Origin of the sequence: Vibrio sp. SCSIO 43136 (assembly GCF_023716565.1) — a bacterium.
In the GTDB taxonomy this organism is placed as follows: Bacteria; Pseudomonadota; Gammaproteobacteria; order Enterobacterales; family Vibrionaceae; genus Vibrio.
This window is the reverse complement of record NZ_CP071848.1, coordinates 1403672-1425018: the sequence shown is the minus strand read 5'-3', so window position 1 is coordinate 1425018 and position 21347 is coordinate 1403672. Positions and strand designations below refer to the sequence as shown.

Here is a 21347-nt window from a genome sequence, read left to right as displayed (position 1 = left end):
AGTCCACATAAGGAACGTGACATGTTGAAACAGACAAAACCTACCCTACTGGCAGCACTAATTGCAGGTGTTGTATCTTTCTCTGCCAACGCCGCAGATATTGAGAAAATCCATTTCTTGATCCCAGGTGGTGCTGGTGGTGGTTGGGATATGACTGCCCGAGGTACAGGTGACGCACTGATAAAATCAGACATCGTAGAAAACGTATCTTTCCAAAATCTATCTGGCGGCGGCGGCGGTAAAGCCATTGCCCACCTCATTGAAACAGCAGAACGCCAAGAAGACACCTTGATGGTGAATTCAACCCCGATTGTGGTGCGTTCATTAACAGGTATCTTCCCTCAGTCTTTCCGAGACTTAACTCCAGTGGCTGCAACTATCGCTGACTACGGCGCTATCGTTGCAAAACCTGGCTCAAAGTATGAAACATGGGAAGACGTTGTCGCTGATTTTAAAGAAAACCCACGCAGCGTTAAAATCGCTGGGGGCTCAGCGCGCGGAAGCATGGACCACCTTGTCGTCGCAGCTGCATTTAAAGGTGAAGGCTTTGATGCTAAAGCGGTGCGTTACATCTCCTTTGATGCAGGTGGTAAAGCGCTGGCAGCGTTATTGTCAGGTGAAACGCAACTGCTCTCGACTGGTCTTGGTGAAGTGCTAGAGATGTCGAAAAGTGGGCAAGTGAAAATCCTCGCAGTCACCGCACCTAAACGTCTACCAGCCGCTCCTGATATTCCAACACTTACCGAATATGGCAATAACACTGTATTTGCAAACTGGCGTGGATTCTTTGCAGCCCCGGGCACGAGCCAAGCCAAAATTGATGAGTACAATGACGCCCTCACCAAGATGTACAAGACTCAGCAATGGGCCACTGTTAGAGATCGTAACGGTTGGATTGACAGCTACAAACCTGATCAGGAGTTCTACAAGTTCCTTGAAGAGCAAGAGACTGTGATGGGCAATTTAATGCGCGAGCTTGGTTTCTTGAAGTAAGAAACTTTTCGACACGCAATGATTCAGTTTTCCGCCAAGGACGATAGCAACGATCCCCATCGCTTGTTCTATCCGACACTCTCCTTTCAGTTTTTGAGCAAATGCCTCTAGAACTCGTCCTTGGCGGACTTTTTCCACTGTTTAGGAGCCTAATATGACCAAGCAGCCCACCCAACTTTTATGTCGTGACCGAGTGGGAGCAATTATCTTTTTGGTAGTTTGTCTTACCTACGGTTACCAAACCAGCCTTATCCCGATGTTTCCCGGTGATGAGTACGAACCTTTTACTGCTCGAACCTTACCAACCATTTTGTCCATTGTTGGGTCACTGCTTGCTTTGGCTCTAATCATTACAGCCAAGCCTGATGAAGAGACTGGTGCTGTGTTGGATTTTAACTGGAAACTGCTGATTTCATTTTTAGTCTTGATGGCGCTTTACGGGTTGGGATTAACCTACTTAGGCTTCCTACTCGCAACAAGTCTATTTTTGCTCGCAGGTTTTTACCTGTTAGGTGAGCGTCGGAAATCGATACTGTTTGGCGCATCGTTCCCGTTTGTTACCGCTTTTTATCTACTATTGACCCAAGGACTGGATATCTATCTAGAGCCGGGCATTATCTTTAACGCTTGGTAGGAGAATCAAGATGTTAGATGGAATTTTATCTGGATTGTCCACCGCTATCATGCCAATGAATATCATGATGGTGGTGATCGGCTGTTTTGTTGGCACCTTCATTGGTATGCTTCCGGGGCTTGGTCCAATATCGGCAATCGCCCTAATGATCCCTATCAGCTATGGCCTCGACCCCGCATCTGGCCTGATTTTGATGGCGGGTGTTTATTACGGCGCTGTATTTGGTGGTTCAACTTCTTCTATTTTAATCAATGCCCCAGGTTGCTCGTCGACTGTAGTCACCGCATTTGATGGCTACCCAATGGCACAAAAAGGACAGGCAGGTAAAGCACTTGCGCTGGCTGCCTACTCTTCTTTCACTGGTGGAACCTTATCCGCCATTATGCTGCTTGTTGCAGCCCCTGCACTTGCATCTGTATCACTGAGTTTTCAGTCTTCTGACTACTTTGCATTAATGTTACTTGGTCTATCCGCCGTGGCCGCATTTGCAGGCAAAGGTCAGGTGCTTAAAGCATGGATGATGACGATACTTGGGTTAATGCTCTCGACGGTCGGCATAGACAAAGGCGTCGGTGTAGAAAGGTTTACCTTTGGGTTAACTGACCTAATTGATGGCTTTAGTTTCTTGCTACTAGCAATGGCGACTTTCGCATTAGGTGAAACGTTAATGGGCATTTTGAAGCCAGAGCAAGACACCCGCAATCAAGAAAATGAGCAGATGGCCAATATTGGCAGCATGAAGGTGACCAAGGAAGAGGTCAAAGAAGTTGCACCAGTTTCTATTCGCTCATCGATTGTTGGTTTCTTTACTGGGGTATTACCCGGTGCTGGGGCGACAATCGCAGCATTTCTCAGCTATGGCATGGAGCGTAACCTTGCGCCAAAAGAAAAGCGTGAGGAGTTCGGAAAAGGCAGTATTCGTGGATTAGTAGCACCAGAGTCTGCCAACAACGCAGCATCAAGCGGCTCTTTCGTCCCACTGCTCACACTGGGTATCCCAGGCTCTGGTACTACAGCGATCATGCTAGGTGCGCTGATTGCTTACGGAATTCAACCTGGACCTCGCTTGTTTGTCGATCATCCGGACGTGTTTTGGTCAGTGATCATCTCGATGTACTTTGGCAACATCGTGCTGGTCATCTTGAACCTGCCGCTCATTCCATATATTTCTAAACTATTAGCGGTACCAAGAACCGTATTGCTGCCAATGATTTTGTTTTTCTCTATTACTGGCGTGTATTTGGTTTCTTTCAATACTGTCGATGTTTTTATCATGCTGTTGATTGCTATGGCTGCAATCATGCTAAGACTGGCTAACTTCCCATTAGCACCATTACTGCTGGGCTTTATTTTAGGAGGGCTAATGGAGGAGAACCTGCGAAGAGCGCTGATGATCAGTGATGGTGAATTGAGTTTCCTATGGGAGCGCCCTATTACAGCGGTGTTTACTGTACTTGCTATCGCAGTACTCGCTTCCCCCGTGATCACCCGAATAATCCAAAGCTATAAAAAGCGCAACATGGTAGACACAGGGAATCCAAACCAAGTCGATCACTAAAAGCGATAAAAGGTAATAAAAATCGAAGGGAGCAAATTTGCTCCCTTCGTTATTCATGATAGACCGCAATATTTTGAATACTAGCGGGCAGCTCAATTTGCCAACGTTCTAACTCGGTTCGACTAAAAACAAATTTGCCCTTTTCTGGTGTCACTATGGTTGGCATTTTACCCGAGGAAAAGTAACGATTAGCTTGCAAAGCAAGCGCCTTGCCTTGTTCATAACCGCTCAAGCAAAAGCCCCCAATCGTTCGCCCCTTGCCTACAGAAAACTCCCATGTCCCAAATACTGGTAGTCCCGCATGCTTACTGGTCCATGTGTCAACATCTTTCACCGGCACTGCACCACTTCCATCCTCGCCATCCAAACGAGAATAGACAAGTAATAAGATTGCGTCATACCCCTCTGTCGAAGCTGTATTCACCTCTGACTTCCAAGCTTCAAATGAAGGCAGCATTACACCATCTATGACCACACCTGCAATTTTTTGAGAAGCTCTCCCACCAAAAGAGGTACTTAGTATCGCTTGCGAAGAAGGGGAATCATCCATCAACACTTTTACTTTTTTTAGCGAAGGTGCAAATTTTCGAATTAAGCTTACCGAACGCCTCAATAGTGGCCTCTCCAATACGCCACTGGTGAGAGAGTTTACGTCCACATAATCTCGAGGATTTGCATTGATACCTGAAAACAACAAAGGAATATTATTCGCTTGCACGTATCGACCAAGATAGTTGAGAGCATTGTCGTCAGATAAAATCACTAGATCAGACGAACTGTTTTTTAGGTATTCGATAGCGGAAAGCTGGGCAACTTTTAAATCTTCTAAGCTATGACGGCGTTTAGTATCCATCTCAAATTCATCTACGGTGATGCCTTCAGCCAAATAATCGAAAAAGCCTTGTCTGTACTCTTTTACCCACAAATATTCTTGATGATAGCTGTGGATAAATGACACGGTTTTCGCCTCAGCAAAGGAGGTGATGAGTATCAATCCAAGCAGTATCCTTAATCTCACCATAATCATCCTCAATCCTTCAACACCGCTTTCGACAGAATGTCTTCGGGTAACTCTAACCCCCATTTCGCCAGCTCAGAACGGCTGAAAATAAACGCACCTCGTTTAGGAGTGATTATCGGGGGCATAGTACCGCTGCGCAAAAACTCATTGGCCTGCTCAGCCGCAGTAATCCCCTGCTCCAGTGCGCTAATACTCAGACCACCGACGGCTTTGTTTTCCCCAACTGAGTATGACCAAAACGCAAATAGAGGCAATGGGGTATTTTTGCTCGTCCATTCGCTAACATCATCAAGAGAGACGTTTTGACCATGAACATCGGACAGTGCTGCGTAGTTGGCGATAATCACCGCATCAAACCCGTTTGCTTCACTATCGACAATTTCTCGCTGCCAGGTTGCAAAATCCTCAGTTTTACGTGTTTCTACGTAGATCCCGAGTACATCTTGCTTCATCTTGTTGTTAAAGGCCGTTTCGATGATCGCATTGGACGTGTGAGCGCTATCCATGAGCACCAAGACTCGCTTAACGCCTGGAATCACTTTATTGACCATAAACACTGAACGCTTCAGCAAAGGACGCTCTAACACCCCTGAAGAGACACTCGTGATGGGAATATAGTTTCTCGGATTGGCATTGATCCCTAAAAATATAAAGGGAATCTCTTTACTGACAAGTCGTGGGCCCAAGAATTTTAAGGCGTTGTCATCGGCCAACAGGACAAGATCGGCATTTTTGGATTCGATAAACTTCCACGCTTGATCTGCGATCGCTTCAAACTCACTGGCAGGCTTACGCTTAGTATCCATCTGGAAATCGTGGATGGTGACTTCATCGATACTGTTCAAAAAACCAATACGATATTCACCTACCCAAGGATACTCAAAGTGGTAGCTATGGATAAAAACCAGATTTTTGGCTAAAACCTGCTGTGAAAGCAATAACACCATCATAGCTAGTCCACGCACAATCCAACTCATCTTACTCTCCAATAAGAAGTTTTTCTTATATTGTCAGTGTAGAACAAGCTAAGTGATTTTGAGCTAGCGAAGTAACTTTTTATAGGTTCTCTCGGGACGGCCAACACTGCCATACAACACATCGGCTTCGAGTTCGCCGCTAGTAATGAGGTATTCAAGATAACGACGAGCAGTGGTGCGACTGGCCCCAATATTTGTTCCTGCTTCATCAGCAGTTAGCTTTGTGTTGTTGTTAAACAGTGCTCGGATCTTATCCAACGTTACCGCATCAATGCCCTTTGGTAGGCGTATCGATTGGGGCTGTTTATCAGCACTGGTTTGCATCATAGTGTCGACTAAACTCTGATCTAATCCTGATGCCATATCCAGTTTATTGCGCTGTTGCTGAAATTTAGTCAGTGCTGCTTCTAGACGCGGAAACATCACGGGTTTGAGCAGATAATCAACCACACCACCGCGCATGGCCTCCTGCAAGGTATCTACATCACGGGCGGCAGTGATTAGGATGATGTCACTTGGCTGCTGCAGTTGGCGGATCTCTCGTAAAATATTAAGCCCATTGCCGTCAGGCAGGTATACGTCGAGCAATACCAATTCCGGCTGAATGACATCAAGTTGCATCAACGCCTCTTGCTCAGACGTTGCAAGGCCTACCACGTCATAACCGCCAATTTGTTCGAGATAGCGCCGATGTACCTCTGCCAGCGCCATATCATCTTCCACAATCATCACTCGGGTTGTACTAGTCATTGTTTCCTTCCTTGGACAGATAAACGGTAATTCGTGCCCCATTTGGCTTGCGTTCACCTATCTCAATATTTCCATGGTATTTGTCGACAATCTGGCGCACCAAATGCAAACCTACACCTCTATCTGCCCCTTGTTTGCTGGTAACACCACGCTCAAACAGTTGCGCTTCACTCATATCTTCAGGCCAGCCGCAGCCATTGTCTTCAACTTCCAAAATAACATCAGTGCCATAGTCACTAATCGACACCATTAGGTCTTTACTGTGCTGGCTGTGCAGCAGTGCTTCAAACCCGTTATCGATCAAGTTACCTAAAACTGTCACTAGGTCATCGGAGCGTAAGGTGGTGAGTGGGTCGAGGTGCGACTCTTGGTCAATTCGCAAATTCACCCCGAGCTCACCCGCTCGCTCGGACTTACCGAGCAACAACCCTGCCACTAATGGATCTTTAATGGTTTCTCGAATTACACCTATCAACGACTGATAACGTTCAGTCTCTTGTCCTATCAACTGTTGGACCGTGTCTGTTTCACCCAATTGCACTAAGCCACTAATGGTGTTCAACTTATTTCGATGTTCATGGGTTTGCGACCGCAGCATGTCTGCGTATTGCCTTGTTTGAGCAAGCTTCTTAGTGAGTTCAGTTATCTCATCTTTCGGGCGGAAACTAGAGACCACACCCACCACTTCACCTTCGACAAAAATAGGGTTGCGGTTTGCAACTACATGGTGTCCGTTGAGGCGCAACTCTACATCTACTTGAGGCTGCTTGGTTGCCAACACCGTCATCAAATCGCTACTCGGCAACACCTGTGTGATGGGCTTATTTAAAACTCTAAATTGATCAATCCCTAGGATTTCACAAGCACTCTTATTGATTGAACGTATCACTCCCGCTTTATCTACGCTCAATATCCCTTCTCGGATGGTACTCATAGTCACATCCTGCTCAACGTACAAACGTGCGAGTTCTTCTGGTTCAAATCCAAGTATTGCGCGCTGGAACCTTCTTGATAAATAGTTGGAAAGTACACCATTGGCCACGACCACCAGCAGCGCCATCGCAATAAGAAACGCGAGGTAAGGCTCAATTCTGTCTTGAAGAGAATCTAGAAGATAACCAACGGAGATAACACCAATTATATTGCCGTGCCCATCGAATACTGGTGTTTTGCCACGTACAGACTTGCCCAAAGAACCTTCAGCAAACGAGACGTACGACTCTCCATGCACCAGAGCTCGAACGTTGTCACCGCCTTTCATCGGTTTTCCAACACGCTCTTTGATCGGGTGGGTCAAGCGAATGCCATCTTGGTCCCCAAGCACGATAAAAGTTGCGCCAATTAGGTTGGTCAAATTATCAAGTTTGACCGGCATTGGATTGGGTTGTTTTTTCTCAACCATTTCAACAACTGCGGGAGTTTGAGCAAGAAACTGGGCAATCCCCAACGCTTTTTCACCCATTTCCAATTGTTGAGAATGTTTAATATAGGCAAACCCTGCCCAGGTGAGGACCAATAGCTCCACTAGTCCTGAAAGCGTCATGATAATCAACAACCTGTGCCGAAAGCTCAACTGATTCCATGTCACATCTACTCTCCTTTCGCTGACACCATGACGTTAACAAACTTGTTACAGTTTTTCCGAGAGCCATGACAGAAAAAGCCGCCGTACTGATCAATTTATTGCACTGAGGCATAGGTTTGAGGTATAAATTAGAGTTAATACTCTAATTTGAAATTTTGCACGAGAAAGTCATGAAAAAATCCTCGCTCGCACTCATGCTCGGAAGTGTTTTTTGCTTAGCACCAATCAGTGCGCTCGCTCAACCCGTTAGCTTCGAACAAGCTTGGCAGTTGGTTCAACAAAACAACGATTCACTAGCTGCGTCGCAAGCGAACCTACAGCGTTATCAATACATGCAAGATTCACGAGACTCGTTGAATCTACCGAGTATTTCACTCTCGGCTAACTACACTATGTTGGACCAAAACGTTTCAGTGAATGGTCAACAGTTACTCGATGCAACATCCATTGATAATGCTGCACTTGCATCAATCATTGGCGGTCTTGTAGGGAATATTGATGCCTCTGGGCTGTCCACGACCATCTCCGACCGTCACGTGTACGGCTCATCTATTCGAGCAGTGTGGCCAATTTTTACAGGGGGTAAAATCACGGCAGCACAAGACATTGCCGCTGGGCAAACCGAGGAAGCTCGCAGTCAATTTGAAATGGAGCGCCAAGCCAAGTACGAAGACTTAAGCAAATACTATTTTGGTGTAGTGCTTGCGCAAGAAGTGCTTGAAACACGAAAAGCGGTAGAGAAAGGGTTAAGCCAACACCGAGATTTTGCCATCAAACTCGAGAAACAAGGTCAAATCGCCAAAGTAGAGCGTCTTCAAGCCGAAGCTTCGTTAGATAAAGCCAAAGTCGATCGCCAAAAAGCCCAACGCGACTTAGATATTGCCATCACCGCATTGGCAAGTTTGCTCAATCAATCTGACATTAGCTTAGACAGCCGACTGTTTGTTAACGAAGTGCTTCCACCACTGGATGCATTTATCGACCAAACCATTGCCACCTACCCTGGCCTTCGCATATTAGATGCCAAAGAAAAGCAAGCGAGCAACTTAGTCAAAGTTGAGAAAAGTGCCTACTACCCAAACGTTTATTTATATGGTGACTACAGCTTATACGAGCATGACAGCCTTGCCAGCCAAATGAAACCGGATTGGTTAGTCGGTATTGGCGTCAGTGTTCCCATCATCGATACCAATGGACGTTCTGATCGCGCCCAAGCCGCTCACAGCGCCGTACTTCAAGTCCAATACTTAAGAGATCAAGCAAAGCGTGATTTATCAGTATTGGTGGAGAAAACCTACCTTGAAGCTGAGCAAGCGGTCGAGGAAGTCCACGGACTCAACTCAAGCCTGAAGCTCGCCAATGAAAATTTGAATCTGCGCAGCAAAGCCTTCACCCAAGGTTTATCGAATTCGTTAGAAGTCGTTGATGCCGAGCTTTACCTTGCGAGCATCAAAACTCAACAACACCTCGCTAAATACAACTATCTGATCTCCCTAAGTAAGCTTCTTGCACTGAGCAATGAAATGAGTACTTTCGCACAATATCAACAGTCAGCGACTGACAGCCAATAAGGACAAAGTAATGAACCGTAATCTTCTAAAACCTGCCATCGCTGGCACTGCTGCAATCGCTATGGTGAGCTGGATTGGTTATAGCTTCTACCAAGCTTATCAACCACAGCCCGTTCGCCTTCAAGGTTTGATTGAAGCTCAACAATACAATATTTCGTCTAAGGTAGCTGGACGCATAGATGAAGTACTAGTTCGCAAAGGTGACATGGTTAAACAAGGCGATTTAGTGTTTACCATATACAGCCCTGAACTTGACGCTAAGCTTGAACAAGCACTAGCAGGCAAAGAGGCTGCAACCGCACTAGCCCAAGAGGCGGAAAAAGGTGCTCGAACTCAACAAATACAAGCCTCGAAAGACCAATGGCAAAAAGCGAAAGCCGCAGCAGATTTGATGGAAAAGACCTATAAACGAGTCAATAACCTATTCCAAGATGGCGTGGTTGCCGAACAAAAAAGAGATGAAGCATTAACCCAGTGGCAAGCGGCAAAATACACCGAAAGCGCAGCATTCCAGATGTATCAAATGGCTAAAGAAGGTGCCCGCGATGAGACCAAACGCGCAGCAGCCGAGAAAGCTCGAATGGCGGCAGGAAGCGTTGCAGAAGTAGAAGCGTACGCTGCAGACACCAAGATTAAAAGTTGGTTCGAAGGCGAGGTATCTCAAGTCTTATTGAACAGTGGTGAGCTTGCACCACAAGGCTTTCCAGTCGTGACCGTTGTTGATACTCAAGATGCTTGGGCGGTCTTTAACGTCCGAGAAGACTTGCTCAGCGAGTTCAAAAAAGGCTCTCAATTTGAAGCTTTTGTCCCTGCACTTAACCAAAGCATTGAGTTTGAAGTAAGCCACGTAGCTGTAATGGGTGATTTTGCGACATGGCGTTCTACCGATCCTTCTCAAGGATTTGATATGCGTACTTTCGAAGTAGAAGCACGTCCAACAACCGCTCAGCCAGAACTTCGAATGGGCATGAGCGTTGTTCTAGAGGGACTTAAGTATGCACCGTAACTGGCTTCGCCGTCAGAAAGAGATATTAGCCAAAGACCGCTGGTTAGTTGCGGTCTTAACTTGGCTACCTGTCGCCTTGATTGCTTGCTTATGGTGGATATTTGCTCAAGGCATTGCTCGAGATATGCCGATTGGGGTGGTCGACTTAGATCACTCGCAATTGTCACGTCAAATTGTACATCATTATGATGCATCCCCTAGTCTAGCCATTAAGCATATGTATAGCGATGCCACAGCGGCTAAACAAGCACTTAAATCTGGCGATATCTACGCTTATGTAGTGATCCCTAAAGGGGCGAGTAAGGACGTCTACATCTCTCAACCACCACAGATCAGTGCGTTTGTGAACACACAATTTATCTTGGTTGGGCGGTTGGTCAATTCCGCGTTGGTGCAAGCGCAAGGCACGCTAAATGCCAAACTCGATGCTGGCAAGGTGTTAGTCCAAGGCAACAACACTCCGACTCAAGCATTAGGCAAAGCGGTGCCAGTAAGAAGTCAGATCACGGCACTATTTAATAAAGGGGCGAATTACGCCCAATTCTTGATATCAGCGCTAGTGCCTGCGATTTGGCAGATCGCTCTTGTTGTCTCAACAGTAATGATTTTAGCGGCAAACTATCGTTTACACGGAATGCAGGCATGGCTAGGTGAAACACCTGTCAAAAACTGGCTCAAAACTTTAGCGCCTTACGTACCAATATTCATCATGCAAGGTCTTGCTTTCACTTATTGGCTTTATATCGCTCTTAGTTGGCCGTTTCATGGACAGTTCTGGATCTTAATTTGCGCTCAAATATTAATGGTGTTTGCCTGTATCGTCATGGGCAGCATGTTCTATTTTCTGAGTATGGATGCGACCCGCGCTATGAGCTTTGCAGGTGCATTTACAGCGCCAAGTTTTGCTTTTATGGGGATCACCTTCCCGGTAACTGATATGAATCTCTTGGCGCAAACTTGGAGAAACCTACTGCCTGTTAGCCATTACATTGAAGTGCAAACTTCTCAAGCTCACTACGGCAGTAGCTTCCTTGAAGTGCTACCCATGCTCGAATCATTGCTAGGTTACCTCGGACCACTGGTCATTGTGGTGGTACTAATACGCAAAAAACACGCAAAACATAAGGTGACTGCATGAGCTTCTTCGATTTATTAAAACAAGAACTTAAGTCACTATTGGCGCATCCAGCTATTGTGATCACTATCTTCGGAGGAACGGTTTTTTACTCCTTCCTCTACCCGTTGCCTTACGCACACCAAGTTGCGCAAGAACAGCAAATCACTGTAGTGAACTTAGATAAGTCACAAACCAGCTTTAAACTTGAAAGAATGGTGGATGCGACACCTCAAGTCTCAGTGGTTTCACGAACCCACTCTGTTGAAGAAGCTAAAAGCCAGTTTTTGGCTGGAAAGGTTGCGGGCATACTGGTGATCCCCGAACATTTCCACCGTGATCTGCTGATGGGGAAAAGCCCAGTTCTAGCTTATGCTGGTGATGCTTCGTATTTTCTTGTCTATGGTACGGTCGTGGAAGGTTTAGCGAAATCTGCAGGCACCTTATCGGCGCAAGTGAAAGTGACAAAGTTGGTCATGGATGGCGAACCGATGGCTTTAGCCAAAGATCAATACTCGTCTACGCATCTGAACTTCAAACCGACCTTTAACCCTAAGATGGGTTACGTTGACTACGTCGTTCCAGCGGTGTTTATCTTAATCTTGCACCAAACGCTCATCATGGGTACAGGCATATTAACCTGTAACCAAAAAAGTCGGTCGGGTTATTGGCAGAATATCCATCCGGCTAGATTAACGCTTGCAAGAATCACTGCATTCGCTCTGATATATGTGCTAATTAGTATGTTCTATCTCGGCGTTAGCTTTGATATGTATGACATCAACCGACTTGCGTCTATCGAAACAATATTCATTCTGCTCATCCCCTTCCTAATCGCCGCTGGCGCCCTAGGTGTGGTGATAGGAAACTGGGTTCCAAGAACAGAATTAGTTACTATGTTGGTGCTTCTCAGCTCAATGCCGTTAATTTTCAGCGCAGGCTTTATATGGCCAATAGAGAGTATTCCTGAGCCTATTGTCATTGTGAGCAACCTCATCCCAAGTACCCCTGCTATAATGGGCTTCTTGAAATCCAATCAAATGGGGGCTGAGCTGCCACTCATCAAGCACGAGCTCGCCCAGTTATGGATGCTTGCAGCAGGATGGTTAACCATTGCTATATTGACTATTCGTCCAACAAAAAACGCAGCCTAATGGCTGCGTTTGTCTTTAACTGTGTTCGATCTAATTTAATCCCATTTGCTCGGCAAGAGATTGAATTTGCTCCAGATCTAAGCGATGCACTTCTAACATCTGATCGATTTGGCTCAATCGAGATGTCACTTCATCACTCTTGTCACAGGCGTTACTGCTTGCATCCCATGATGCTCCTTCTAAGAAGACATCACACTCATTCTTCAACTTATCAACTTGTGGCAAAAGTGTTTTGCGCTCAGTTTGCAGTGTCTCCATTTCTTGTTTGATCAGCATTTCACGCTGGAATACTTCACGAGATCGTTCAAACATGCTTGCTTGCAAATCAGCTTGGCGATTCAACTGACGATTACTCTTATCAAAAGCCTCAAGTTGGCTTTTTTGTTCGGCAATTAACTTTTCCTGGTCAAGGTTGACCTTTTCTAGTTCAGTCACCGTGGTTTCGAGTTCTTTCAATTGAGCATCAAAGTCTGAACTTAGCGCCTGCTTTTGATCTTCAAGCACCTGAGTGATTTTTTTCTCCACATCCTCTTTGTAGCTGGTGACTTGCTGTTGAAGCACCACCTTTTGGCCTTCAAGCTTTTGCACACGTTCTTCCGCACTAGAGTATGTTTTTTGCCAACTATTTTGAGTAAGCAATGCACCACCCAAGCCACCTACCGCAAGGCCTACTACCGCCGCAATCGCAATATATGCATAAGAAGTTTTATTGCGCTCTTCAACAATAACCACTTCGTCACCTAGGTTATCATCTTGGTCATTTATAGGGTCTTTGCTCACTCTTTATTCTCCACCCTAGCGAATCAATTCCATCGTGACCACATAGATCACGTACAACACAAATCCTGTTATAGCGACGGTAACAACGCCCTTTTGAAGCTTTTCATTGGTGCGATATTTAAACAATAACACCGCCAACACCAGCAACGCTGCTATAGCAAGTAATCGGATCATGGCATCCTCCTAACGTCTGGTATCAAGCCAACAACCTACTCCTTTTTATACCATTTTTTGCAGCAAAGAGGGCATAAATCCACGCAATTAATTCGAGAGTCGATAGCGGATTAATGTTTGACGTACAAAAAGCAACCATTAATTCAAAATGGTTTGTGGTACTCATTGAGCTCCTCAACCGCAGGTAGAAGCCCTTACTAAAACTGTTCTTAAAATCGATAACTTATGGTTAAAGTACTAGTGAAAATTAAAAAGTTATCAATTTCGTTAAAGGAAAGTCCAACTCGCAAATAATTTCACCACATTAAATAGAGATTCTTTAGTTTGTTATGCTTAACGAACAAGGAGGTTTACCAATGAAAAACCAAACATGCCCAGTTCTCGTTGGGCTCAACTTTGACCAAGAAAGCTTACAAGCGATTAAAAGCATTAATGACATCAACACTTCTATCGAAAAAGGGTGGATGGCTATAGCGCTAGGCCATCTTGCTATAATATTTGGAGGTTTAGCAGTCAAAACACCTAACTCTGCTGGCCCCGTAGAAAATATGCTAGGGTTCCAAATTATATCAAGCGATGTAGCTAGCACCTCTTGGAATATATACCAAACGAACTGGGAGTATTTTTTTCTCTCTTTTGGAGCGCTAGAGTCCTATGCGAAAAACCAAATAAGCACTATTGCTGGGCTGCAAATGATACGATCCAACATCGACCAAAAGCAACGAGAATTCTGGAAAGCAATACATCTAGGGTGCAAGGTGGAAGTTCAATGAAATGGCTAACTGTTCTTTGGTTTCTACCTTTGTCCTGTTTAGCGTCAATGACACTTAACGACTCTAAGCTGTTTAATCATCTTGAAAAGAAATTCATCCTCTACCAAGAAAAACATGCTAAGTGTTCAGCTATCGCAAATAACTCCAAGATAAGTGAATCGGTTCTAGAAATAATAAACGGTCTAGATATTGATAACTCAGTAGTCATAGGATACCCGTATAAAATGTCGTTAGAATTATGCTCTAGTAAAGAACGTACTGACGTCATGCGGTTAATTCTTATGATTGATCAGGGAGAGAAAACTGACTTACCACTGAGCTCTAAGTTCGCAGATAGCATTAAGAACATTATGTACACTGGTTCAGATCTATATTTGGAATCAAAGTTACTCTCGCTTTCAGATAACGATCAACGAATGATTCTTGAGCTATCTGAGGAATTAAAGCCATTTAATCTCGTTGATGCTTATGAAAGAATAAATTTAATAAAACAATAATTTTCCATTCATATCTAAGGAAAGCTCATCGGCATAATCTAGACTACCTCATCACTAAAAATATTAGTTCTCAATGGTCACGCCTAAGTTTGTGCAATTCGGTCTGGGTTGGCGTACTAAACCCTGTTAGATCTACATTCACAGGTACAGGCAAACGATTTATTCGTAAGCACTTCATTTTACGTAAGTTTGGTAGTTAGAAAAACATTTAATCTGTTGATCAAAATCAAGTTGAACTTTTCAAATTTGATGATAACCTAGCGCCCGTTAACATTTTCATTGTTGACCAACAGACGCTCAAATTTTGGGCATTTGTTCCGATGAAGATGGCAGGAGAGTGGTATTTCACTATCAAGTGATGCCTACCGAAGAAGTAAATCTTTCAGGTGCTGTAGTGATACAGCGGGGACTGTCATTGGAGGAACCTCTGGAGAGAGCCGTACTACTTTGTTGTAGAAATCGGCCGCCGAAGGAGCAAGCTAGCTGCATTTTGCAGTCAGTGAAACTCTCAGGCAAAAGGACAGAGGAGTGAAAGGCAAAACCTAAGTATTTTTCTACATAGACATTTTGGATCACTGATCCACCCTTTCTCTCTTCTCCTTATACGTTGTATTTTAAGGGGAAATCATGAACAACTTCTATTCACTGCTTCAAACTATCGACAACCTCGTATGGGGTCCACCACTGCTGATCTTGCTGGTTGGTACGGGTATTTATTTCACTTTTCGTCTCAACATTTTGCAATTTCGCCATCTACCAACCGCGCTTAAACTCGTCTTTGGCAAAGATGATAATGCTAAAGCCAATGGTGATGTATCAAGCTTCGCCGCACTTTGTACTGCTCTTTCTGCAACCATAGGTACGGGTAACATCGTTGGTGTTGCTACTGCAATCAAGCTTGGTGGCCCGGGCGCACTGTTTTGGATGTGGCTAGCAGCTCTTTTTGGGATTGCGACCAAATATGCAGAATGTTTGCTGGCGGTGAAATACCGTAAGAAAGATGCTAATGGTCAGATGATGGGCGGTCCTATGTTCTATCTAGAACATGGTGTTGGCTCAAAATTCTTAGCCATTATGTTTGCTGTGTTTGCTTTAGGTGTGGCTTGCTTTGGCATTGGTACTTTCCCACAAGTCAATGCGATTCTCGACGCTAGCCAACTGTCATTTGGTATCTCTCGCGAGATTTCAGCCGTAATTCTGACTAGTTTAGTGGCAGTGGTGACGCTTGGTGGCATCCAATCTATCGCTAAAGTAGCAGGCAAAGTCGTACCAACCATGGCAGTGTTCTATGTTGTTGCATGTTTGTCGGTTCTGGTGATGAACGCTGAGCGAATCTTACCGGCGATTCAGCTGGTAGTATCAAGTGCATTTACTAACACTGCTGCGACGGGTGGTTTCTTGGGCGCTAGCATTATGCTCGCTATCCAGTCAGGTATTGCCCGAGGTGTGTTCTCGAACGAATCTGGCCTCGGTAGTGCACCAATGGCAGCCGCAGCAGCCAAGACGAACTCTTGTGTTAAGCAAGGGTTAATCTCTATGACAGGCACATTCTTTGACACTATCATCATCTGTACCATGACAGGTCTGACTCTTATTATGACAGGTGCATGGCAAGGTGATTTGGCGGGTGCTGAAATGACGACCTATGCCTTTGCAGCTGGCCTTGGTTCTGATACGTTCGGCCCTATGATGGTATCTATTGGTTTGATGTTCTTTGCATTTACCACCATTCTTGGCTGGAACTACTATGGTGAACGCTGCGTAGTTTACCTGATGGGAACCAAAGCCGTTCTGCCATATAAGATCATCTTTGTTGCCTTGGTCGCATCTGGTGCGTTCTTGAAACTGGATATGATTTGGCTAATTGCCGACATCGTGAATGGTTTAATGGCTATTCCAAACCTAATTGGCTTGATTGCACTTCGTCATGTTGTGATCGAAGAGACCAGACACTATTTCGATAAAATCAATCCGGTGGCAACTTCACAGCCGTCACAAGTTTAGCGCTCTGGTTCAATCAATAACGCTCGCGTATGGCGAGCGTTATTGTTATTCGCTATTGACTCGGGTTCACCCCTGCTCTACCCGATTTCGACCAAGATGCTTAGCTTGGTAAAGTGCAGTGTCTGCTCGGCGCACCGCATCCAAAAATCCAGGATTACTCAGACTAGCAGCAACACCAAAGCTGGCAGAGACCGAGATATTATCAACAAATTTGTGCTTTTCTACTTCCAATCGCAATCTATCCGCTTGGTCTACGGCGCTAGCGACATCAACACCTTTTAAAACCACTAGAAACTCTTCTCCTCCCCACCGACACAAAGTATCTGTGGCTCGGCAGTGCGTTTTTAATATCTGAGAAAATTCCTGCAATACTTCATCACCGACATCGTGTCCGTATTGATCATTGATCCGCTTAAACCAATCTATATCAATCAAAATAAGAGAGAATGCACAGCAATCATGCTCAAGCTTCTCAACATGACGCATTAAATAACGACGGTTGTAAACCATAGTCAACGGGTCAATAGAAGCACACTGGACCAAGTTATCTAGACTTTGCTGGAGACTCGTCTCTTTTTCATAGTGATTTACGAGATTGTCACTACCAGGGTCTTCAAACAAGATAGCCATCGCCTTACTCAAGGTTTTTTGCAAACTAAGCAGCGATAAATGCTTGATGGTGAGCTTGATATGGTTTTTTTGCGTATCCGTCAAAGGAGGCGTTCGTTGCACGATCAACGTAAACTGCTCAGAGCGAAAAGCATAAAGCTCGCCTCGAGAAACTTGGGTCGATAACTCGTCTCGATGTTTTAGCTGGAGACTTACAACTTGCACTGTATGATTGTTTAACTCAGTCACGAACACTGGTTCGCCTTCCTTTAAAACACCAAACTGCTCTGTATCCCCAACAAAACCATGTAAATTTTGACACAAAGCCTGCTCAAAGCGATCTTCTGAGCCTTTCTCTATAATTGCTTCAAAATCACGCTTGAGCGTAGCGTATTTCAAGCTTAACTCAGCCACTGCCCCCAGCGCAGAGATACTCTCGTCCAATACCTCTCGGATATTTAGTTGTTGCTGAGGAGATAGATCTGAACTCACGCCACAATACATACCGGATTCTGGTAATGAGAGGCGTTGTTGATCGGCTGGAAGCGTGTCAGTTGACTGACTAAGCGACACGACTCCCGCTTGCCGAATAGCGTCAAGGAATCTGTCTCGTTCATTTTTATCCGTTGGCACTAGTCACTATCCTAATAAATGCGTCTCGATCGAGTTCGGCTTGATAGTAGCCATCCTGAATAAGGTTCTCGAAAGCAACTCTAGTAATTAACCGATCCAGTTCGATGTTTATGTCTGGAAGGATCGATTTCAGCACCTCGACGTCCTGTTGGTTATACATAAAAGAAGGGATATGAGACACTTCTGTCGCAAGAGTTTCTATAGGTGTCACTTGCATTGGAAAGAAGTAAGTCCCTAGAGACATCACGCATCCACCTGGTCGAACAAAACTTGGCGCTTGTTCAAACGCTTGCGAGTCGTGGTAAATGTCTTTTCCAGCGGCATCGACAACAACATCAAAACCCCAGGGTGTAACATCACTATTAGCAATGGCTGAAAAGCCTAGAGCTTTCGCAGCATCAAGACGTTTTGGTAAGTAATCGCATAAGGTAATTTCACAGCGGCTCAACGTCTGCCAGACAGCGGCACATGCCATTCCAATGGCACCAGCCCCCAGAATCAGCACTTTCTTGTTGTCTAACGGCTGGCCATATCGATGATAAGCATGGACTCCCACTAGGAGTGGTTCAACAAACGTCAGAAGCTCTGGCTTGTTTGGGTCGACCTCTAACAAGTTGGATTCATCGACGACTGAAAATTCACAGAAGCCACCATGATCCCCTACAAGCCCATGATAGGTCAGCTCTGAACACTGGTTAACTTGTCCTGCCAAACAAAAATCACACTTGCCGCAATAAGTTAGCGGCAAAACAGCAACAGTCTTTCCAAGCCAACTAGGATCAACACCTGCCCCCACTTGAACCACCTCTCCCCCATATTCTTGGCACGGGATGATAGGCACACCAATTCCCGTTTTAGGATGTGGAACATTGCTAATAATAAATGGGCCTTCAATAAACTCATTCACCTGTGTTTGACTTAGCCCGGCATCAGTCACTCGAATCTGAACCTGATTGTCACTCGGTTCTGGTTTGGGAATATCCTCTAATCGGATGTCTCTTCTTGCATAAAACTGTAATGACTTCATCAAAGACTCCTGACTTTTTATCGAGTTAACTTATAAAGTCCTCAATTAAAAAATAGCACAGAAGTAGAAAATCATCGCAATAGACACAGAGTTACTAAGGGAAATTTTCAAGTCTATCCAATCCACCTGAATCCACTTAAAGCACGAGTACTCTGGTGGTTACTTCTCGATCATCAGTTTAATCCCTAAACCAACCAATACCGCACCCGTAACACCTTCAAGCCAGCGCATCGCACTACCATTACTCAAATAGGTTTTGGCTTTATCTACCGTCGCAGCCAATCCACACTGCCAAACCATTGCAATCAAGAAATGAATCGCGGCCATGGTAAAAGATTGCAGCAATGCTGAATGCTCTGGGTTGATGAATTGGGGCAAGAAGGCCAAATAGAAAACACCGGTTTTCGGATTGAGTACATTGGAAAGAAAACCCTCTTTAAGTGACTGTTGCCACTGAGCCTTGTGCTGACTCTCATTCGCTACACGAATGCCTGCCTCTCCTTGCCACATAGCTTTAAGAGAATTTATCCCGAGCCAAATCAGGTAAGCTGCACCAATACTTTTGACGAGCATGAAAAGCTCTGCAGATTGCAGCAAAATAGCTGAAATTCCGATCGCAGAGAACGTGGCATGCACAAACAAGCCCGCACATACTCCCAAACTAGTTAAACACCCTTGGAAACCTCCACTTCGCGTTGTGTTTCTGATCACAAGTGCTGTATCTAGTCCTGGGGTTAGAGTCAGAATAGTTATCGCAATCAAAAAAGCTTCCGGATTTAAAATGTTCATACATTGCTCATCGTTCAGTGATGGAGTGGTTATAACAACTTGATGAATCGAGGTAAAGTCTCTCACTCGAGAATAAAAGCACTATAAATCCCCTTCCAAGTATTGCTATAGTAGCCAAATTCTCTATACGCTCAGAAACAAGGAGTACCATGAGCTATTATCAAAAGCTGGTTCAGCACCATCAAAAAATATCCCGTTTCAGCCACTTAGGCGCAATTTGTGGCTGGGATCAGGCCGCAATGATGCCTTCAGGTGGCAACCAAGCTCGCTCGGAAGCAATGGCAGAGCTGTCGGTACACATACATCAACTATCTACAGCGCCGCAACTTGGCGAATGGTTTGACAAGGCCGCAGACGAAACACTATCTGTTGACGAACAGGCAAGCCTAAGAGAAATGAAACGCTCTTGGCTTAGCAGTAACGTACTACCAGAAGAACTCGTAGAAGCAAAATCACTAGCAGGGTCTAAATGTGAACACGCATGGCGCTCTCAACGTGGCGACAATGACTGGCAAGGTTTTGAGAAAAACTGGCGTGAAGTAGTTAAGCTGTCACGCGAAGAGGCGCAAGTTCGCGCCGATGCCACCGGACTTACCCCTTACGACGCCATGCTCGACCTTTTTGAGCCGGGAACTAACAATGAGTTCTTAGAGTCTCTGTTTGGTGATGTAAAGACTTGGCTTCCTAGCTTAATCGATGAAGTTATTGAGAAACAGAGCCAAAGCAAAATCATCATTCCTGAGGGCAACTTCTCAACTGAATCTCAGCGCCAGCTAGGTCTAGATGTGATGAAACTGCTGCAATTTGACTTCAACCATGGTCGACTCGATGTCAGTGTTCATCCATTCTGCGGTGGTGTCCCTTCCGACGTGCGATTAACCACTCGTTACGATGAGTCAGATTTCGTGCAATCTCTGATGGGAACCGTTCACGAAACAGGCCATGCTCGTTACGAACAAGGTTTGCCAAAATCTCTAGCGGGTTTACCTGTTGGGGAAGCTCGTTCGATGGGGATTCATGAGTCGCAAAGCCTATTCTTTGAAATGCAGGTAGGACGTAGCGACCCATTCATTGAAATTCTGGCTGCTAAATCTGCCAAACAATTTGGCCGCGAGCAAGATGCCGCATTCTCGCCAGAGAATTTCCACAAAATCTATACCAAGGTTGAAAAAGGTTTTATTCGAGTCGATGCCGATGAACTGACCTACCCTGCGCACGTGATCTTACGTTATGAGATTGAACGTGACTTGATCAACGGCAAGATTGAACATACCGACGTCCCAGAATTGTGGGCACAAAAAATGAAGGACTATCTCGGCCTAGATACTGTTGGCAACTACACCAATGGTTGTATGCAAGATATCCACTGGACAGATGGTGCATTTGGTTACTTCCCAAGCTACACGCTTGGTGCAATGTATGCGGCTCAGTTTATGGCGGCGATGAAATCAACCATCGATACTGATGCCGTGATCAGAAGTGGCGACCTTTCTCCTATTTTCACATGGCTAGAAGAGAAAGTATGGCGTCACGGTAGTCTATTAAGCACTAATGAGCTTGTAAAACAGGCCACTGGCGAGATACTGAATGCTCAGCATTTCCAATCTCACTTGAGAAATCGTTACTTATAGAAACAGAGGGAGTAGCTTGGGCTACTCCCTTCTTTGTTGCGTTGTATGTCAGTTTTGATATCACACA

At 45.1% G+C, this 21347-nt stretch carries 20 protein-coding genes and 1 riboswitch; of the genes, 11 read left to right on the top strand and 9 right to left on the bottom strand.

The window, feature by feature from the left end; translation table 11 throughout:
• The first annotated feature begins 21 nt into the window (after window positions 1-21).
• The 3 genes from J4N39_RS06660 to J4N39_RS06650 all read left to right on the top strand — a co-directional run bounded on the left by J4N39_RS06660 (window position 22) and on the right by J4N39_RS06650 (window position 3185).
• Window positions 22-993 carry a tripartite tricarboxylate transporter substrate binding protein gene (locus tag J4N39_RS06660; protein WP_252023305.1) on the top strand — a complete coding sequence of 324 codons (972 nt, stop codon included), beginning with the start codon at window positions 22-24 and terminating at the stop codon, window positions 991-993.
• Between the two features lie 154 nt (window positions 994-1147).
• Window positions 1148-1627 carry a tripartite tricarboxylate transporter TctB family protein gene (locus J4N39_RS06655; protein ID WP_252023303.1) on the top strand — a complete coding sequence of 160 codons (480 nt, stop codon included), beginning with the start codon at window positions 1148-1150 and terminating at the stop codon, window positions 1625-1627.
• Between the two features lie 10 nt (window positions 1628-1637).
• Window positions 1638-3185 (top strand): tripartite tricarboxylate transporter permease, encoded by a 1548-nt coding sequence (locus J4N39_RS06650; RefSeq protein WP_252023301.1) that lies wholly within the window; start codon window positions 1638-1640, stop codon window positions 3183-3185.
• Between the two features lie 49 nt (window positions 3186-3234).
• Here J4N39_RS06650 and J4N39_RS06645 read toward each other — a convergent pair whose 3' ends face one another.
• The 4 genes from J4N39_RS06645 to J4N39_RS06630 all read right to left on the bottom strand — a co-directional run bounded on the left by J4N39_RS06645 (window position 3235) and on the right by J4N39_RS06630 (window position 7521).
• On the bottom strand, window positions 3235-4269 hold the full coding sequence (locus J4N39_RS06645) for an ABC transporter substrate-binding protein (RefSeq protein WP_252023299.1): 1035 nt from the start codon (window positions 4267-4269) through the stop codon (window positions 3235-3237).
• Window positions 4215-5183, bottom strand: coding sequence for an ABC transporter substrate-binding protein (locus J4N39_RS06640; protein WP_252023297.1), 969 nt, complete (start codon window positions 5181-5183; stop codon window positions 4215-4217). Before J4N39_RS06640 ends, J4N39_RS06645 begins: the two co-directional genes overlap by 55 nt.
• Window positions 5184-5246: 63 nt before the next feature.
• Window positions 5247-5933, bottom strand: a complete 687-nt coding sequence (locus J4N39_RS06635) for a response regulator (protein WP_252023295.1) — start codon at window positions 5931-5933, stop codon at window positions 5247-5249.
• Complete coding sequence (locus J4N39_RS06630) at window positions 5926-7521, bottom strand: sensor histidine kinase (protein ID WP_252023293.1); 1596 nt, start codon at window positions 7519-7521, stop codon at window positions 5926-5928. The genes J4N39_RS06635 and J4N39_RS06630 overlap by 8 nt, the downstream gene beginning before the upstream one ends.
• A gap of 191 nt (window positions 7522-7712) precedes the next feature.
• On the opposite strand from J4N39_RS06630, the gene J4N39_RS06625 reads away from it, so the two are divergent.
• From J4N39_RS06625 to J4N39_RS06610, 4 genes are read left to right on the top strand one after another with little or no spacing between them, the layout of a single operon-like run.
• Complete coding sequence (locus J4N39_RS06625; RefSeq protein ID WP_503063900.1) at window positions 7713-9089, top strand: TolC family protein; 1377 nt, start codon at window positions 7713-7715, stop codon at window positions 9087-9089.
• A gap of 10 nt (window positions 9090-9099) precedes the next feature.
• A complete protein-coding gene (locus tag J4N39_RS06620; protein ID WP_252023290.1) occupies window positions 9100-10095 on the top strand; it encodes an HlyD family secretion protein in 996 nt (331 codons plus the stop codon).
• Window positions 10085-11233 carry an ABC transporter permease gene (locus J4N39_RS06615; protein ID WP_252023280.1) on the top strand — a complete coding sequence of 383 codons (1149 nt, stop codon included), beginning with the start codon at window positions 10085-10087 and terminating at the stop codon, window positions 11231-11233. The genes J4N39_RS06620 and J4N39_RS06615 overlap by 11 nt, the downstream gene beginning before the upstream one ends.
• Window positions 11230-12363 carry an ABC transporter permease gene (locus tag J4N39_RS06610; RefSeq protein ID WP_252023278.1) on the top strand — a complete coding sequence of 378 codons (1134 nt, stop codon included), beginning with the start codon at window positions 11230-11232 and terminating at the stop codon, window positions 12361-12363. Before J4N39_RS06615 ends, J4N39_RS06610 begins: the two co-directional genes overlap by 4 nt.
• Before the next feature lie 30 nt (window positions 12364-12393).
• Here J4N39_RS06610 and J4N39_RS06605 read toward each other — a convergent pair whose 3' ends face one another.
• Both J4N39_RS06605 and J4N39_RS06600 read right to left on the bottom strand, forming a co-directional pair.
• On the bottom strand, window positions 12394-13143 hold the full coding sequence (locus J4N39_RS06605; RefSeq protein WP_252023276.1) for a chromosome partitioning protein ParA: 750 nt from the start codon (window positions 13141-13143) through the stop codon (window positions 12394-12396).
• A gap of 15 nt (window positions 13144-13158) precedes the next feature.
• On the bottom strand, window positions 13159-13317 hold the full coding sequence (locus J4N39_RS06600; protein ID WP_252023274.1) for a hypothetical protein: 159 nt from the start codon (window positions 13315-13317) through the stop codon (window positions 13159-13161).
• Window positions 13318-13673: 356 nt separating this feature from the next.
• On the opposite strand from J4N39_RS06600, the gene J4N39_RS06595 reads away from it, so the two are divergent.
• From J4N39_RS06595 to J4N39_RS06585, 3 genes are all read left to right on the top strand, one after another.
• On the top strand, window positions 13674-14090 hold the full coding sequence (locus J4N39_RS06595) for a hypothetical protein (RefSeq protein WP_252023273.1): 417 nt from the start codon (window positions 13674-13676) through the stop codon (window positions 14088-14090).
• On the top strand, window positions 14087-14587 hold the full coding sequence (locus tag J4N39_RS06590) for a hypothetical protein (RefSeq protein ID WP_252023270.1): 501 nt from the start codon (window positions 14087-14089) through the stop codon (window positions 14585-14587). The genes J4N39_RS06595 and J4N39_RS06590 overlap by 4 nt, the downstream gene beginning before the upstream one ends.
• Window positions 14588-15004: 417 nt before the next feature.
• Window positions 15005-15121, top strand: a riboswitch (glycine riboswitch).
• Between the two features lie 93 nt (window positions 15122-15214).
• A complete protein-coding gene (locus J4N39_RS06585) occupies window positions 15215-16591 on the top strand; it encodes an alanine/glycine:cation symporter family protein (RefSeq protein WP_252023268.1) in 1377 nt (458 codons plus the stop codon).
• Between the two features lie 66 nt (window positions 16592-16657).
• Here J4N39_RS06585 and J4N39_RS06580 read toward each other — a convergent pair whose 3' ends face one another.
• The 3 genes from J4N39_RS06580 to J4N39_RS06570 all read right to left on the bottom strand — a co-directional run bounded on the left by J4N39_RS06580 (window position 16658) and on the right by J4N39_RS06570 (window position 19649).
• Window positions 16658-17833: a GGDEF domain-containing protein gene (locus J4N39_RS06580; protein WP_252023266.1), complete on the bottom strand. Its 1176-nt coding sequence runs from the start codon at window positions 17831-17833 to the stop codon at window positions 16658-16660.
• A complete protein-coding gene (locus J4N39_RS06575) occupies window positions 17820-18860 on the bottom strand; it encodes an alcohol dehydrogenase catalytic domain-containing protein (RefSeq protein ID WP_252023264.1) in 1041 nt (346 codons plus the stop codon). The genes J4N39_RS06580 and J4N39_RS06575 overlap by 14 nt, the downstream gene beginning before the upstream one ends.
• Before the next feature lie 159 nt (window positions 18861-19019).
• Window positions 19020-19649, bottom strand: coding sequence for a LysE family translocator (locus tag J4N39_RS06570; RefSeq protein ID WP_252023262.1), 630 nt, complete (start codon window positions 19647-19649; stop codon window positions 19020-19022).
• Between the two features lie 149 nt (window positions 19650-19798).
• On the opposite strand from J4N39_RS06570, the gene J4N39_RS06565 reads away from it, so the two are divergent.
• Window positions 19799-21280, top strand: coding sequence for a carboxypeptidase M32 (locus tag J4N39_RS06565; RefSeq protein ID WP_252023260.1), 1482 nt, complete (start codon window positions 19799-19801; stop codon window positions 21278-21280).
• Window positions 21281-21347: the final 67 nt, after the last annotated feature.

Excerpts from the sequence above, each read along its gene's own strand:
- J4N39_RS06625 (WP_503063900.1), top strand. The coding sequence starts at position 7,713 with ATGCTCGGAAGTGTTTTTTGCTTAGCACCAATCAGTGCGCTCGCTCAA.
- J4N39_RS06600 (WP_252023274.1), bottom strand. The coding sequence starts at position 13,317 with ATGATCCGATTACTTGCTATAGCAGCGTTGCTGGTGTTGGCGGTGTTA.
- J4N39_RS06590 (WP_252023270.1), top strand. The coding sequence starts at position 14,087 with ATGAAATGGCTAACTGTTCTTTGGTTTCTACCTTTGTCCTGTTTAGCG.
- J4N39_RS06650 (WP_252023301.1), top strand. The coding sequence starts at position 1,638 with ATGTTAGATGGAATTTTATCTGGATTGTCCACCGCTATCATGCCAATG.
- J4N39_RS06655 (WP_252023303.1), top strand. The coding sequence starts at position 1,148 with ATGACCAAGCAGCCCACCCAACTTTTATGTCGTGACCGAGTGGGAGCA.
- J4N39_RS06615 (WP_252023280.1), top strand. The coding sequence starts at position 10,085 with ATGCACCGTAACTGGCTTCGCCGTCAGAAAGAGATATTAGCCAAAGAC.
- J4N39_RS06595 (WP_252023273.1), top strand. The coding sequence starts at position 13,674 with ATGAAAAACCAAACATGCCCAGTTCTCGTTGGGCTCAACTTTGACCAA.
- J4N39_RS06635 (WP_252023295.1), bottom strand. The coding sequence starts at position 5,933 with ATGACTAGTACAACCCGAGTGATGATTGTGGAAGATGATATGGCGCTG.
- J4N39_RS06620 (WP_252023290.1), top strand. The coding sequence starts at position 9,100 with ATGAACCGTAATCTTCTAAAACCTGCCATCGCTGGCACTGCTGCAATC.
- J4N39_RS06610 (WP_252023278.1), top strand. The coding sequence starts at position 11,230 with ATGAGCTTCTTCGATTTATTAAAACAAGAACTTAAGTCACTATTGGCG.
- J4N39_RS06575 (WP_252023264.1), bottom strand. The coding sequence starts at position 18,860 with ATGAAGTCATTACAGTTTTATGCAAGAAGAGACATCCGATTAGAGGAT.
- J4N39_RS06565 (WP_252023260.1), top strand. The coding sequence starts at position 19,799 with ATGAGCTATTATCAAAAGCTGGTTCAGCACCATCAAAAAATATCCCGT.
- J4N39_RS06660 (WP_252023305.1), top strand. The coding sequence starts at position 22 with ATGTTGAAACAGACAAAACCTACCCTACTGGCAGCACTAATTGCAGGT.
- J4N39_RS06585 (WP_252023268.1), top strand. The coding sequence starts at position 15,215 with ATGAACAACTTCTATTCACTGCTTCAAACTATCGACAACCTCGTATGG.
- J4N39_RS06640 (WP_252023297.1), bottom strand. The coding sequence starts at position 5,183 with ATGAGTTGGATTGTGCGTGGACTAGCTATGATGGTGTTATTGCTTTCA.
- J4N39_RS06645 (WP_252023299.1), bottom strand. The coding sequence starts at position 4,269 with ATGGGGGTTAGAGTTACCCGAAGACATTCTGTCGAAAGCGGTGTTGAA.
- J4N39_RS06570 (WP_252023262.1), bottom strand. The coding sequence starts at position 19,649 with ATGAACATTTTAAATCCGGAAGCTTTTTTGATTGCGATAACTATTCTG.